Below are 14270 nucleotides of genomic sequence, written 5' to 3'. Positions count from 1 at the left end.
CTTACAAGTTAGAGTCAACTAGAAGTCAAGAGAGTTTTCAGGGTATAATATTTTTCAATACCAGCATTAAAAAGGAGGGAAAGAAATCGGATGCTTACGATAAGTCAGGTGTCAGTACAAACGGGATTAACTCCTTATACGATTCGTTATTATGAAAAAATCGGGGTACTACATGAACCCAAGCGTAGTAGTGGAGGGGCACGTGTCTACAAAGAAAGCGAGGTATCCTACATTCAATGTCTAAATAAACTAAAAAAATTGGGCTTATCGCTTGAGGAGATTACGGAGTTTACTCGTGAGGGCTGTGTAATGGATAAAATTCAACAAGGGGAGAATCCCTCTAATTATAATCCTACCTTAAAAAAGCGGATTGAAATCCTTGAGAAACATCTGATGGGACTGGAATCCAGGCGGCAAGAAATTGATTACATGATTTCTCTCGCCGAAGAGAAACTTACCCTATACCAGGAACTTACGAAAGAAGACATAGTAAATACTAGATAATAGCGGCGTAATCCTGCGTGAACACTGCAGGGTGTCTGATGTAGAAAATCAGACACCCTGTGCCAGTTACTCGACATGACCCTCATGAGGATCAGTTAATCAATGCCTGCCACTAAACCGTTTAATCGCTTCCTCGGTCACCGGCTCGAAGAGGTTTACCAGGTTGCCGTCGGGATCACGGAACAGCATAGAACGGTTTCCCCATGGCATCGTGGTCGGTTCTTTTACCCAATCATGGACAATTGGCTTCAAGCGTGCGTATTCGGCTTCGACATCGTCGACGCGGAACTCGATGATGACAGTGTGATTGCTCGCTGCCACTACCGAACCAGCGCCGAATAGCTGCGCCGTTTGGGAGTGGCCGATTGCCAGGGTACATGCCGGCATAACGAGTTCGGCAAAAACAGGCGCGGGGTGCACCGCCGAAACACCTAGGACTTTTTCATAGAACTCGGCGAGACGATTCACATCGTCGGTAATGATGCGTACAGAAGCAAAATTCACAAAATACCATCCTTTCTATACTCCTTTATGTTTACATACCTGATAATAAAACAACGCTACTGACAGCGTTATGTCAGTAGCGTTCTGAAATTTTCAGGGCTTCCTCACGAATCTTATTCCGGAATAATTCAGGCTCCAATACGATTACACCCGCTCCCCAGCCGAGCACCCATTGCAGCGAAGCTCGATAAAATCCGTCCCTATGAGTAAGGTCACGGCTTCCTCTATAGTGAAGCTGATCGGCGGCAGTAAATATCCCTCCAATAAGGAATAGGCTGGTACCTGTAGTGCCTATAATCGGTACACCTGCTTCGCTGATCGCCTGAATATCCCGATAAACGGTCTGTTTTATTCATTGCTGCCCCCTCGAAACAGTATGCTGTGCAACAGAATCTTGCCCCTACTTATGATAAGCGTAACCGCACTTTCACTAACGGAAAGTTTCACTTACAGTAATAACGACATTCCCCTTCTTATGTTTTTGTTCGACATAACGATGGGCATCCGGAATTTGTTCCAGCGAATAGCATCTATCGATAACTGGCTTAAGGGTACCGGCCTCAAGCTGCTCTTGGAGGAAGATAAGATCTTCAACGCGAGGCTTGTGTGACATATCCACACTCACATATTTCCCGTTCGTTCGCAGTGCTTTTTTGAATGTCGATTTTTTGATTTTCGATATCGTTCTCCCAACGGCATCAAAGATTAAATCATAGCTTTCTTCAAGCGCCATGAAATCCTGTTTCGTATAATCTATGACCCGGTCGGCTCCTATAGATCTTACCATCTCAAGATTAGCAGTACTGCATACCCCTGTTACATCTGCCCCGTAATATTTGGCAAGCTGCACCGCATAAGTCCCCACACTTCCAGAGGCTCCATAAATAAGAACCTTCATTCCGCTCGCGATATTCCCCTTCCTTAGAAAGTTCAACGCGGTTATCCCCCCGATGGGAACAGCGGCAGCCTCCTCATAGCTCACATTGACCGGTTTCATGACCACCAATCCATCTTCAGGCAGACATTTGTACTCGGCATATGCACCGAAGCCAAAACCACAAGACGCAAATATTTGATCACCGTTCTTAAATCGTGTTACATCTTTGCCTGCGGCTTCAACTTCCCCAGCTAACTCAAACCCCAATATCGTTATTTTTTTAGGCCTTAAGAGACCATTGTACAATCTTGCAAGGAATGGGTCGGCCTTTCGCATACGCCAGTCCCCCGCTGTTACCGTTGCCGCATATATTCTGACAAGGACTTCATTATCCTTCGGTGTAGGTTTCTCTAGCTCCTTCAGATGAAGCACATCAGGCGTTCCGTATTTGGCATATACCATTGCTCTCATCCTTTACCCCCTATCTATTTCCCTCATGGCTCCTGTGAGTTTTCCCCGTAAAAGAATACCTCTTCAAGCGGCAGGTTAAAGGCGTGAGCAATACGAAAGGCCAATTCCAGTGAAGGAGAGTAATTTCCTTTTTCAAGAGCTACGATCGTTTGTCTGGTTACACCTACCTTGTCGGCCAGCTGCTGCTGGGTCATTTCATTAAGATTGAATCGTAATTTTCTGATGTAATTGCCAACAGGAACTTTACCCATCTTAGACTCCTCTCCTGTAGTAATACAGTCTCGATATTGAACCGGTTACGTCTGAAAGAAATCCAGCGACGATTAGGACGATGAACATCACCCTCAAAGGCTGGTCTGTAACCAATGAGCCCATAGCCAGAAGGAAGCCACTGACAAACATAGCAAATGAATTTCGAAAGGCCAACAAGTCGATGCGCTTATCCAGTTCGTCCGCGAATGTAGGTTCCTTTTCACCCGTAGTCATACGGAAGATGATGTTAAAAACAATGCTGATCACGATATGTGCCGCGATGGAAACCAAGGTCAATACAAGAATGAAGGATCCCCAGTAATGGAAGGTTACTTTTGAATCCAACACCTCATTGGGATACTGTGGGTATCTGTACAGCAAATACACTGTAAAAATGAGTATGGTGCTGATTAGCGATACGATGCTCTTCTTTTCTTGATAAGTCATGTATGACACCGCCTTTAGTAAAGTGTACTAAACACAATGTATACCAAACTATACATCAAGTCAACTCTGTTATACAAAATTAAATTAAACCAACCTTCTCCACACCTATATAGAACGAAATTGAAGGCCTCACTATTCCTTCATACCTTAACCCATTCGCTATTCACTCTGCACTCGTCCCGCCATCATATAGCCAGAACCATCCCTTGGCTACCTACACAATCTCTTTATTAAAATGTCCTCTTGTGTCTGTTTCCTGATTAAAGACAGCATTATTCATTGAGCCATTTAATTTGCCTGACGCCATATTAATGACTTTCACAACCTGCTCTTTGGATTCAACTGTGAAGTTTAATCTGAGCGCCTCGATTCCTTTGATGTTTGGTAGCTCATCCAACAGATTAAGCGTCTTCCCATTAAGGAGAGTCGTTGTACAATCATTATGGGAAATGATAGGGAACGTTCCGTGCTCATCTTTTAACTCATAGCTCTTCGTTTTGCAAATTCTGCATTGATTCATTTTTTTCATCGGACAATATTTCGTAAACATCAAAGGAGCCCTGCCATATACAATCATTTCCAGTGCAGGATAGCCGTCATTTTCTTTAACATAGGCATTCATTAAATCTTCAATTTGGCTCTTATTCAATTCATAAGATAAAGTGACTCGTTTTGCACCTAATTTATATAATTCATAGCAGCTAGTCGCATTAATAACATTTAGAGAATAGTCCGTAACAAACGGGTTTGTTTCTCTATAGTGATTAATCCCCCCATATCCTCCAATTAGTAGCTGTCCTTCTTGTTCCTTATAATCATTCTGATTTCTTCTAACCACATTTTCGTAATAGATTTCCTTAATTCCACAGCTCACGCAAGCATCGTACTGCTCCTTAGTCGTTACAGAGGCCGTAAGGTATGGTTTTCCAGGGGCAAAGCTTATTTTTTCTTTTGCCTCCAAAGCCTTGGTTCTTTTCTGCTGGCTGTTAAGCTTTAAGTCATACAAGCCCAGTACAATATCTCTTCTTGCTGCATTTAACAGTTTAGCTGGAATAAATGCATTGCATTCCTCATAATCGACATGATGAAGTTCGAATATCGTATCATTTAATCTTGAGAATTGCTTGGTTACCTGGTCTTTTGTTGTTGGATTATTAATGGCTTCGCCCAGTATTTCCTCGCTTTCATAGGAATAATTAAAGCCTAAGCCTTCCGCATCTATGACAAGCTTTGAATCTGGACATGCATATACTCTAATATTGAGGTTAAACCGCTTAAATTCTTTTTCCAGTGATGCTTCTAATTCTTTGTTATAGAAATAATCCTTCGTTTTATATACTAAATCTCCCTTAGACATCTTTTCTTTGATTCTGATATAGCAGACATCCTCTGCTTTGTTGATTAATTCGCCCTCTTTATCGTACAGTTTGGCAACCGTTAGATTAATATCTTCATTGTTGTGACTGATTCGAATGGTATCGTTCTGATTTAAAGGACGTGTAAGTGTTATTTCATACATGTCTTTAACAATCCCGCTGATTGTTCCAATTTCATAACCAAAGTTATTAGGTTTTAAGATGTTTGTAATATTTCTCCTGTCTTCGTGAAACAAATACCCTTTAGTAAATGTTCTATTGAATGTTTTTTTCAGATTTTCTTTGTCTTCTTCGGTTATTTTATGATCTAAGGCCTTGCGATATTTGGATACAACATTAGCAACATACGTAGGCGCCTTCATTCGGCCTTCTATTTTTAAAGAATCGATTTCTTTTAAATCATGGATATAATCGATGGTGTTCAAGTCCTTAGTAGATAGAATATAGCTTTTCCCTAAAGATGTATCTGTTGTCTTATCGATTAGTTCATACTCCTTACGGCATGAACCCACACATCTTCCGCGATTTGCGCACCGATTGCCGAGCAATCCTGACATTAGACAATTCCCCGAATAAGATACACATAAAGCACCGTGAACGAAAATTTCTAAAGGGATTTCAGCTATTCTTTTGATCTCTTTTACTTTTTCAACCTTGACCTCACGGGACAGAACAACTCTTTTCGCACCAAGTTCTTTAAATAATAAAGTTCCGTCTAGATCGTCGATTCCCATTTGAGTTGAACAATGTGCTTCCATATCAACAAAGTTTTTAACGATATAATCGAAAGCAGTCAGGTCCTGGACGATAATGCCATCAACACCGATTTCATTTAATTCGTGTATCTGCTCTTTCATCTCTTCCACTTCGTTTTCAAAAACGATGGTATTCATGGCAACATAGATTTTAACGTTCCTCAGGTGCGCATACGTAACAGCCTCTTTTAACGATTCTAGATCAAAATTAGATGAGTATGCGCGTGCACCAAATTTTTGCATTCCTAAGTATATGGCATCACAACCATTAGATATTGCAGCTTTTAAAGCCTCCATATTGCCTGCTGGAGCTAGTAATTCAGTCATAAATTATCCTTACCTCCTACTTCTTTAACCGCTGAAACTCAGCACCATTAATCATAAAATAAGAACTACTCTTAAGCTACGGCAAAAAGCACAAACCAATGGCTTGCGCTTTGTTTTTAATCAACCTCATTCCCTCTGATAAGCTTGCTTCATAATTATTTTTTATAATAATTCCTTGAGTACATTTTTAGCCACACGTACCTTCTCATCATTAGCGTCACGAAGCATACCTACAATATCCTGAATATCGCTCTCAGCTGAGGTAACCATAAACTCTTCATTCTGATACGCAAACAGCTGAACTAAATTAACTTCAAGCGATTCCGCTATCTTATGTAAATTCAATAAAGAAACGTTCTTCTCACCACGCTCAATCTGCCCTATATATGAAAAATGAAATCCGCCTTTCTCCCCCAGCGCCTCCTGAGACAAGCCCCGCTCTTTCCGAAGAGCACGAATCCGGGTTCCGACGAGCTTCAGTATTTCCTTATCCATCACGGTATTCACCCCTTAATTAACGCCTGAACCTCGTTCACCTGCTCCACCGTTGCCCAATCGCGTAACGATTCAAAGAGCGCCAGACTTCTAGTAGAATGACTGTCGTTCCCCGACCGATAGGCCAGCCTCACTGCTTGCAGTATCTGCTCCAGTGCTTCCACCATTCTTCCCGCCCGCTTATAGTACAGCGCCAATTGATAACTGAAGCGATAAAAGTGTACTAGATTGCCCTCATCCTCATATGTGCTGAATTCTGCTGTATGCTCCGCGAACATCATCAGCAACTCGTCCAAATCCAGCCCATACCGCAGCGCAGCCTGCAGAATCACATCCAATCCGGGCAGTACTTCTTCTGGATTCTCTCGCAGAAAGGCAGTATAAGAAGTCAGAACGCCCACCCGCCCAGACATAAGTTCAAGTGCATATCCGTTTGCTTGTGCCAGAAATCGGAATTCCTCTACAACTTCCAGCCCGTCCTCACCTAGATCCTCCAACCATCCCAACTCGGCATACTTATCTATGTATGCCCGTGCTTCCTCATAGTTCTCTTTCGTTTGATAAGCCATCCCCCGAGTCAGATAACTGAATCCGTAATAATAGACCAGTGGATGCTCTAGCCCGATTGTCAAAAGTGGTGAAGCTTTAGCCTTCCGATACTGCTGTTCCTGATACAAGTACTGCACACATTCATACAAAATCTCCGATGTCTCAATGACTTTGTCCCACTTCTCCAAGCGGCAAGCCATCTCTATCATCTCCACAATAACATCAAGGTTGAGTGATTTTAGAAAGGAAGGGCGCACGGGTAGGGCCTCCTTTAGACTGTAAGAATATTTTTAATTAGATGAAGGTACGTTATCTGTAAGGCATGTTTTGGGCTGAGCAACTTTGAATCATAGAGAAACTACAGGGAAGTGCAGAAGAGGCTCGAAATATGTATATTTTTTACTTTTTGTTGAATACTTTATCTGTCACGACCATTATATCAGATTGATAATGGACTTAAAAGGGGTTATTTTCCTTGAGCGATCCGTCCAACATCATTAAGCAGATAATCGGAAAAACCGTTAAAGCTATACGTATCAAACAAGGTTTAAGCCAAGAAGATCTGGCCCATGAATGCAATGTCGACCGATCCTACATTTCCATGATTGAGGTTGGCAGAAATGAGCCTTCCGTCACGAAAATATTTGATCTCTGCAAGGGACTGAAAATCAAACCATCTGATTTTTTCAAGCTGATTGAGATAGAGTATGAGAAAGTGCAAGAGAACGAGTGAACAAAAATAAGAGCGGTGCATGAAGCTGTTTAGCTTATGTTCCGCTCTTACTGTTATTAAGGGAATTAAAGAGGCTTCATAGATATTGGCGTCCTACTTGTTTTAACGGTAAATACACATCGTTCCTGCCAGAGTGTGACATACCCTGCCCCTTGTAGTGATGATGTAGATAGAGGCTCCTGCAGGTTTTTCTTCAAAAACTTCCCCCTACTTATGATACGGTTCCCCCCGATTGATCTTCACCGCCCGGTAAACCTGCTCCACCAGCACAAGCCGCATGAGCTGATGGGGCAGCGTCATGCGGCCGAAGCTCATGCGCTGCTGGGCGCGGCGCATTACCTCATCGGAGAGCCCGTGGCTGCCTCCGATGACGAAGACGACATGGCTCGTCCCGTAGGTGCCGAGCCGGTCGATCTCGGCGGCAAGCTCTTCCGAGCTCCAGAGCTTGCCGTCGATCGCGAGCGCAATGACATGCGCCTCGCTCTTGATATGCGCGAGGATACGCTCGCCCTCGCGCACCTTCACCTGAACAACCTCCGCATCGCTGAGGTTGTCAGGTGCTTTCTCATCCGCCACCTCAATCATCTGGAACTTGAGGTATGGCGTCAGCCGCTTAGCATATTCTGCGATGCCGCTGACCAAATACTTTTCCTTCAATTTGCCTACGCCGATAATCTGAATGAACATGTCTTCCTCCTGTGGGTTATGCTTCTATATACACCTGACCATTCGCTGAGGTTCCAGAAGCCCCCTGAGTTTGCCTTCGCCGATCAAGAGGGCTCCATAATAGTGTCCCACGGCTCAATCACCGTTATCTCATTATATAAACAGCAAAAGGACGTATCCGCTACGTCCTTTCTGCTTAAGGTTATCCTCTATGTTCTACCACATTTCCGGGTAAAAATAAACCGGAATCCGCCTTTACTATTCCTGTCTCCTAGCTCTTTCAGCTATCTTACTGCTCGCGCTACCCCTGCTCTTCCGTCACTTGCTCCTGCTCCCCGAATCCCTCACCGGGCTCCGTCTTTTCATACGCCAGCAATATTGAATCCAGAAGCCCAGGGAACCGCTCCTCCAGATCCTCTGTCCGCAGTGACAGAATACGCTGCGTGCCCTGCACCCGCGTATTCACTATGCCGGCTTCGCGCAGTGTCCGGGAATGATGGGTCAGGGTGGACTTGGCAATCGGCACCTTGAAGCTGTTGCAGGCCTGTGCGCCATGTTTGCGGATTTCCGACACGACATATAAACGGACCGGATCGCTAAGCGCATACAGCACAGAGGCGAGCTGAATATCCTTGCGTTCCGGATGATGAAGCTGCTTCATAAGAAAGACTCCTTTGAAATACAAATAGTTGTCATTCATTTATATATTTTAAATTCCAGATGATTTGTTTATTTCCTAATTGCATTTTACATCAGCCCATGCTATATTTCAATTGTTCGTAAGTAATCGAACTATAAAATAAAAATGTCTAGTTTTTTTATTTTAAATAAGTCCAATAACAAAGGAGTGGCCCTTAAATGACCTCATTACATACATCTGAGGACAGTACAAACGATTCAACCGCTGCTCCGCAGGCAACTCTTCCACGCGAAGGACTGCTGACTCTGCTATTCAGCGTTGCTGTTGTTCTCGTCATTATGAATACAGCGATGTTCAATCTGGCGCTGCCTGACGTGACCGAGACTTTCGGCATCACAGCAGCATCCGCCTCCTGGATTGTTACCGGGTATTCCATCATGTTCTCTATTGCCTCTATCACATACAGCCGGCTCTCTGATTTCCTGCCGATCCGCCGGCTGCTGGTTATCGGGCTGCTTACGCTAGGGCTTGCTGCCGTGGCCGGTTTCTTCAGCACTAACTTTATTTTTCTGCTTATAGTGCGCATTCTGCAAGCTTCGGGAGCAGGCGCAGTCATGTCCTTATCGCTCGTCCTGTTCACCCGTTATGTCCCGCAGGCCCGCCGCGGCAAAGCAATGGCGACGATCATGTCCGCTGTTTCGCTGGGTCTGGGACTCGGGCCGGTAGCCGGAGGTTCCATTGTCGAGTATCTCGGCTGGACCTGGCTGTTCGCGGTCACCGCAGCTATTCTGCTCCTGGTACCGCTATTCCTGATCCTGCTGCCTAAGGAAGTTCCCACCCGGGGCTCCTTCGACATCCTGGGCGGTGTGTTCCTCGGTGTCGGCACCACCGGTCTGCTGCTGTTCCTGACCAGCGGACTGTGGGTTGCCCTGATCGCCGGAATAGTAGCAATTATCTTGTTTGTCGGCCGCATCCGTACCACTCCTGATCCATTCGTGATGCCGGCGCTGTTCCGTAACCGGTCCTATCTCGTGCTGGCCCTGGTGGGTGTCGCCTCCTACCTGTGCAGCTTCGCCACCTTGTTCCTGCTGCCGCAGATTCTGGTTCACCGCTTCGGCTTCAGCGCCAGCCATGCCGGACTTGTAATCTTCCCCGGCTCGCTGCTGGCGATCTTCGTCTCCCGCACCGTGGGGCGGATCATTGACCGCTACGGCAATGCCGGAATTCTGCGCCTGGCACCGTTCCTGGTACTGGCCGCGACCGTACTGTTCGCCTTGTTCGCCGGGCGGTCGTGGGTTGCTGTCATGCTCGTCTATATGATTATGAGTCTCTCGTTCACCGTACTGTCCAGCAGCGTATCGAACGAAATCTCGCGCATCCTGCCTGCTTCGCAGATTGGCTCCGGAATGGGGCTGTTCCAGCTGCTGCAGTTCTTCAGCGGAGCCTTCAGCGTGGCGATGGCCGCAAGTGCTCTGGAATGGCAACGTGGTCTACCGCTCCAGACAGCTTACTCCAACATCTACTGGGGATTATCCATTGCGGCAATCGTGGCGATTGTATCAGCCTTTATATATGGGCGCAGCAGCCAGAGCAGCACGCTGGCCGAAATGGCGGAAGCAGCAGACGCCTAACATTAAGTAATGTTTATGCCGGAAAGCCCAAACACCCCGCAGCCTTCACGGCTACAGGGTGTTTTTAATTACAGCAGTCCTCAGACCACCAGATATTCCGCATTCTGCTCGCATTCCGCACATTTCGCCGGCGGGTCCCAGTCCGAGAACTCCGTCTCCTTCAGATCCACTACATCGGGTGCATCCTCGTATTCGTCCACAAATTTGTCGATGGCCAGCTCTACGTGTTCCTTACACACTACATACATTCAATCAAGCATCCCTTTCTGTGCCGCTTCGGTGTATACTTCTACTACTGTTCTACCACATTTCCCGGCAAAAAGGAACCTTCCGCAGCGCAAAATCCCCGCCTTATTCCCGCCCTGTAAACTTATCAATATCTCCGGCAATCAGCCCGAGCGCATCCTGCCAGAATGCCAGTGAATGTACATCGATATCCATCAGCTTTGCGGCATCCGCAATACTCCGGGTACTGCTGGCTGAGAGGAACTGCTCATAGCGCTCTACGAAGGCTCCGCCCCGCTTCTTGTACTGCGCATACAGGCCTTTGGAAAATAATAATCCGAAGGAATACGGGAAGTTCAAGAACTCATTACCCGCCATATAATACCCGGCTTTGCTGATCCACTGGTAAGGATGAATTGAGTCCGGCAGCACACTTTCACCGTAAGCCGCATGCATGGATTCCAGCATCAGCGCATTCAGCTCCTCCACAGACAGAGCACCGGATTTCCTGCGGGCATATAACCCGCTCTCGAAGCCATACCGGGCATAGAAATCAACGATATAATACCCTGCATCCGAGAGACTCCGCTCCAGTATGGCAGCCGCTTCACCCGCAGGCAGAGACTGAAGCAGCTCCACATGAATCAGACTCTCACAAAAAATCGACGCCGTCTCGGCAATCGGAACCGGATATTCCGTGTTAACCATCGTTTCTCCAGCTAAGCGGCTGCTGTGGTACGCATGACCGATCTCGTGGGCCAGCACACTCACATCTATATAATTGCCATTGAAGCTGGTAATGATCCGGCTCTCCCCAACCGGGAAAATATCAACGCACATCCCGAAGCTGCCTTTACCGCTCCGCGGTTCGGCATCGATCCAGCGCTGCTCAAACACCTTACGGGCGAATGCGCCAAGCTCCGGGCTGAACCTGCTGAAGCCGGCAATAATCATCGCCTGGGCCTCAGCATAAGTGATGCGCTCCGCAGCAGCTTCCGCCGTCCCGACAGGCGCAAAAACATCACAAAAAGGCAGCCCTCCCGCATGCCCCAGCAACGCCGCCTTTTTGGCATAATAACGCCGAAAGTCCGGCAGGCTCTCTTCGATGGCCTGAAGCATCACCTGAAGTGTCTCCTGATCCATCCGCGATGCTTCCAGCACTTTATGCAGAGGTGAAGCATATCCTCTCAGCTCATAGACGGCTGCAGCCTCCCCGGTTACGGCATTAATGCAGGCTGCACTCTGCTCCGCTACACTGCGGCAGGCCTCATGCTCCGCTTCTGCCGCCGCCCGGCGTACCGCAGGATCGGGATCATAGGCGAGATTGCGCAGCTCGGCAAGCGACACACTCCGGCTCAGCCCGTCCAGCTCCGCCTCGACCCGCAAGGTAGACAGCGTCTGCATGTACAGCCGCTCCCAAGCCTTGGACCCCGTCGCCTGCATCCGGGCAATCACCGCTTCGCCTTCCTCGCTGAGCAAATGCTCTGATTTACTCTTAAGCTCGCGCAAGTAGAAGCCGTGCTGCTCCAGATAAACGCTGGACCCGATACTCCGCTCCAGTTCATCTGCGCTTACCTTCGCCAGCCATTTACTGAAGCTGACTAAAGCTTCACCCGCACCGTAAGTAACCTCCTCCAGCTCATCCATCAGATTAACGGCTTCCGTATTACTGCTGTCTGCGCTGAATCTTAATTCCGCGTAGCTGAACAAGCGAAGATATATATGTTGATAAGCATTATATTGTCTAAGGAACTCTCCCATCACACTAGCAGCATCCTGAGCGCTATTCATCTGCGAGGCTGACCATGTATTCAGCTCCCCGGCAAGTGTCTCCACCAGCCTGCGGTCCTGCTGAAATTGCTCCGACTGGAAGGAGGGATAGATTCGGTCCAGATCCCATGTTAATTGCATCTTCTAACATCCCCTTATCTATAGTCGCAGGAACAATTCATCCTCACATGCTTCCACCCCGTCCCGCCATAATCCTTGCTGCAAAATCCATTTCAGTATATCACGCCTGCCAAATTAGAAGTCCATGGAAATATTAGATATAATCAACTATACCAATATACCAAGCCATAACCGATTTCCGGAAAGGAGCACCGCATGGTTAACCAGTCTATTACCGAAGGAGTCATACGTACACGTTCAAAGCTGCGCAAGGATTTGCTGATTTCTATTTTTGACGAGTTCGACGGCAGCATCATGGCCCTATCTCCTGACCGGAGAACGGAGAAATACAGCAAAATGGCGCAAAATGCCTTTTCCTTCTACCGGGGCAGCGCCTATCTGTTTTATTTTGACACGACAAGGCAGTACTTCCCTTACCACAGCTCACCCGGGCGCCCTACATGGATTCAAGGGGACCTGCATTTCGAGAACTTCGGCGCTTTCCGTAGTGAAGACGGAGAGATTGTTTATGATGTGAATGATTTTGACGAGGGGTATGTCGGCTCTTATCTGTACGATCTGCTGCGGATGGCGGTCAGTATTGCGCTTGCCGGCAGGCAACTCGGGCTGGGTCAGACAGAGCAACTTAAGCTGAGCCGGAGTTATGCGGAGGCGTATTACCGGCAAATTCACCGCTTTTGTGATGGTAAAGACAATCCCGGAAATTTCGTCCTGGATGAGGATACAGCCAAAGGCCCCGTCAAGAAGCTGCTCCGCAAGCTGGAGAAACGCCGGCAGAGTCATTTCCTGGAGAAGGTCACTGCCCAGATGCAGACCAGCCGGGTATTCCTCGAGACTTCGGAGCTGCTGATTCCCGGAGCTGCCGAGCAGGCACAGCTGGAGCTGGCCTGGAGCTTCTATACACAGACAGTGGTTACACGCAGCCTGAACGAGGAGCATTTCCGGATCAAGGACATCGCGGTCAAGCGCGGCTCGGGAACGGCTTCCATCGGACTGGACCGCTATTATATTCTCATTGAAGGCGGCATGGAGCAGGCCGGGACCGACGATACGGTACTTGAGGTCAAAGAAGTCCGTGTTCCCGTTCCCGCCTATTTTCTGCCCTACTCGGATTCGTTCTGGCAATCCTTTGCCCATCAGGGCAAACGTGTATCCGCGACCCAGCAGGCGATGCACCACAAGGCGGATCCCTACCTCGGCTTCTTAACGATGGACGGCCGGGAGTTCTATGTCAGAGAGCGTTCCCCGTACAAAAAAAGTCTGAAGCTGGAGAATATCGCTGACATGGACGAGCTGACCGCAGTTATCCAGCAGATGGGCAGCCTGACCGCCAAAATGCATGCCCGCGCCGATGCCGATGTCGACAAGGGTATTCTCGACTATCACAGTGAGCAGGAGATCGCCAAGGCCATGGGTCCCGATTCTGATGCATTTGCCCGTTATATCGCAGAATGGGCTTACGGCTATGCCGGGCAGGTAGAGAAAGACTATGCCATGTTCGCGGATTGGGTGTCGGAGCGGTACGGTATATAACGGGCAGGTACTACCTCAGATTAATCGCAGTGAATTCTACTTTTGACAATCGCTTGTTGAAGCGCAGCAGAGATACAGCTATCCCGCTTTCTTTACATCTGTTGCGCTTTAACTGCACTTCGTACAACTAAAAAGTCTGTTTTCCGCCCCGGCATCCGTTTAATTGTATTCTGTACACTTAAGCGGCCTTATAATGACCGCATTAACGAATTCGGGCTAATTTAGTTGTATGAACTACAGTTATAGTCTGCAAGTAGACCTTATCGCTGTTTTTAATTGCATATTGTACAGCTATCCCGGAGATTCCGTTTGAATACCCTTCCTCCCAATGGAGGATTTACTTTAAAAAGATCAAAAAAGCTCTCTCTACCCGG

The 14270-nt window shown here is 47.3% G+C and carries 16 protein-coding genes and 1 pseudogene; 4 read left to right on the top strand and 13 right to left on the bottom strand.

What is annotated here, in order from left to right:
- Window positions 1–90: 90 nt before the first annotated feature.
- On the top strand, window positions 91–504 hold the full coding sequence (locus NYE33_RS04470) for a MerR family transcriptional regulator (RefSeq protein ID WP_042140568.1): 414 nt from the start codon (window positions 91–93) through the stop codon (window positions 502–504).
- Window positions 505–603: 99 nt separating this feature from the next.
- Here the strand turns inward: NYE33_RS04470 and NYE33_RS04465 are convergent, their stop codons facing one another.
- From NYE33_RS04465 to NYE33_RS04430, 9 genes and pseudogenes are all read right to left on the bottom strand, one after another.
- Complete coding sequence (locus NYE33_RS04465; protein ID WP_341064861.1) at window positions 604–1008, bottom strand: VOC family protein; 405 nt, start codon at window positions 1006–1008, stop codon at window positions 604–606.
- Window positions 1009–1081: 73 nt separating this feature from the next.
- Complete coding sequence (locus NYE33_RS36435; protein WP_445669802.1) at window positions 1082–1177, bottom strand: hypothetical protein; 96 nt, start codon at window positions 1175–1177, stop codon at window positions 1082–1084.
- Between the two features lie 14 nt (window positions 1178–1191).
- Window positions 1192–1354, bottom strand: a pseudogene (locus tag NYE33_RS04460) (helix-turn-helix transcriptional regulator); the annotation flags it as partial.
- An 84-nt stretch (window positions 1355–1438) separates the two neighbouring features.
- Window positions 1439–2356, bottom strand: a complete 918-nt coding sequence (locus NYE33_RS04455; protein WP_341064857.1) for an NAD(P)-dependent alcohol dehydrogenase — start codon at window positions 2354–2356, stop codon at window positions 1439–1441.
- Window positions 2357–2379: 23 nt separating this feature from the next.
- Window positions 2380–2607: a helix-turn-helix transcriptional regulator gene (locus NYE33_RS04450; RefSeq protein ID WP_042140571.1), complete on the bottom strand. Its 228-nt coding sequence runs from the start codon at window positions 2605–2607 to the stop codon at window positions 2380–2382.
- A gap of 1 nt (window position 2608) precedes the next feature.
- Window positions 2609–3055 carry a hypothetical protein gene (locus NYE33_RS04445; RefSeq protein WP_042140572.1) on the bottom strand — a complete coding sequence of 149 codons (447 nt, stop codon included), beginning with the start codon at window positions 3053–3055 and terminating at the stop codon, window positions 2609–2611.
- 214 nt (window positions 3056–3269) lie between these two features.
- A complete protein-coding gene (locus NYE33_RS04440; RefSeq protein WP_042140573.1) occupies window positions 3270–5513 on the bottom strand; it encodes a U32 family peptidase in 2244 nt (747 codons plus the stop codon).
- A gap of 162 nt (window positions 5514–5675) precedes the next feature.
- A complete protein-coding gene (locus NYE33_RS04435; protein WP_042140574.1) occupies window positions 5676–6011 on the bottom strand; it encodes a helix-turn-helix domain-containing protein in 336 nt (111 codons plus the stop codon).
- 5 nt (window positions 6012–6016) lie between these two features.
- On the bottom strand, window positions 6017–6814 hold the full coding sequence (locus NYE33_RS04430; RefSeq protein ID WP_341064854.1) for a DNA-binding protein: 798 nt from the start codon (window positions 6812–6814) through the stop codon (window positions 6017–6019).
- Window positions 6815–7032: 218 nt separating this feature from the next.
- On the opposite strand from NYE33_RS04430, the gene NYE33_RS04425 reads away from it, so the two are divergent.
- Window positions 7033–7290 carry a helix-turn-helix domain-containing protein gene (locus NYE33_RS04425; RefSeq protein ID WP_081972309.1) on the top strand — a complete coding sequence of 86 codons (258 nt, stop codon included), beginning with the start codon at window positions 7033–7035 and terminating at the stop codon, window positions 7288–7290.
- Between the two features lie 207 nt (window positions 7291–7497).
- Here the strand turns inward: NYE33_RS04425 and rlmH are convergent, their stop codons facing one another.
- Both rlmH and NYE33_RS04415 read right to left on the bottom strand, forming a co-directional pair.
- A complete protein-coding gene (rlmH, locus tag NYE33_RS04420) occupies window positions 7498–7977 on the bottom strand; it encodes a 23S rRNA (pseudouridine(1915)-N(3))-methyltransferase RlmH (protein ID WP_039295905.1) in 480 nt (159 codons plus the stop codon).
- A 280-nt stretch (window positions 7978–8257) separates the two neighbouring features.
- The gene (locus NYE33_RS04415) at window positions 8258–8617 is read right to left on the bottom strand and encodes an ArsR/SmtB family transcription factor (protein WP_042140576.1); all 360 of its coding nucleotides are present in this window, start codon (window positions 8615–8617) and stop codon (window positions 8258–8260) included.
- Between the two features lie 197 nt (window positions 8618–8814).
- Between NYE33_RS04415 and NYE33_RS04410 the strand changes: the two genes are divergently transcribed.
- The gene (locus tag NYE33_RS04410; RefSeq protein WP_341064852.1) at window positions 8815–10227 is read left to right on the top strand and encodes an MFS transporter; all 1413 of its coding nucleotides are present in this window, start codon (window positions 8815–8817) and stop codon (window positions 10225–10227) included.
- A gap of 80 nt (window positions 10228–10307) precedes the next feature.
- Here the strand turns inward: NYE33_RS04410 and NYE33_RS04405 are convergent, their stop codons facing one another.
- Window positions 10308–10475 (bottom strand): CxxH/CxxC protein, encoded by a 168-nt coding sequence (locus tag NYE33_RS04405; protein WP_063776434.1) that lies wholly within the window; start codon window positions 10473–10475, stop codon window positions 10308–10310.
- Between the two features lie 103 nt (window positions 10476–10578).
- Window positions 10579–12363 (bottom strand): M3 family oligoendopeptidase, encoded by a 1785-nt coding sequence (locus tag NYE33_RS04400; RefSeq protein WP_341064850.1) that lies wholly within the window; start codon window positions 12361–12363, stop codon window positions 10579–10581.
- 195 nt (window positions 12364–12558) lie between these two features.
- Between NYE33_RS04400 and NYE33_RS04395 the strand changes: the two genes are divergently transcribed.
- Window positions 12559–13896 (top strand): DUF2252 domain-containing protein, encoded by a 1338-nt coding sequence (locus NYE33_RS04395; protein ID WP_336101297.1) that lies wholly within the window; start codon window positions 12559–12561, stop codon window positions 13894–13896.
- Window positions 13897–14270: the final 374 nt, after the last annotated feature.

It is taken from the genome of Paenibacillus sp. FSL R10-2199 (genome assembly GCF_038000235.1).
GTDB lineage: Bacteria > Bacillota > Bacilli > Paenibacillales > Paenibacillaceae > Paenibacillus_AQ > Paenibacillus_AQ phytohabitans.
Note: the sequence above shows the minus strand (reverse complement) of the source record. Positions and strands in the feature narration are given on the sequence as shown.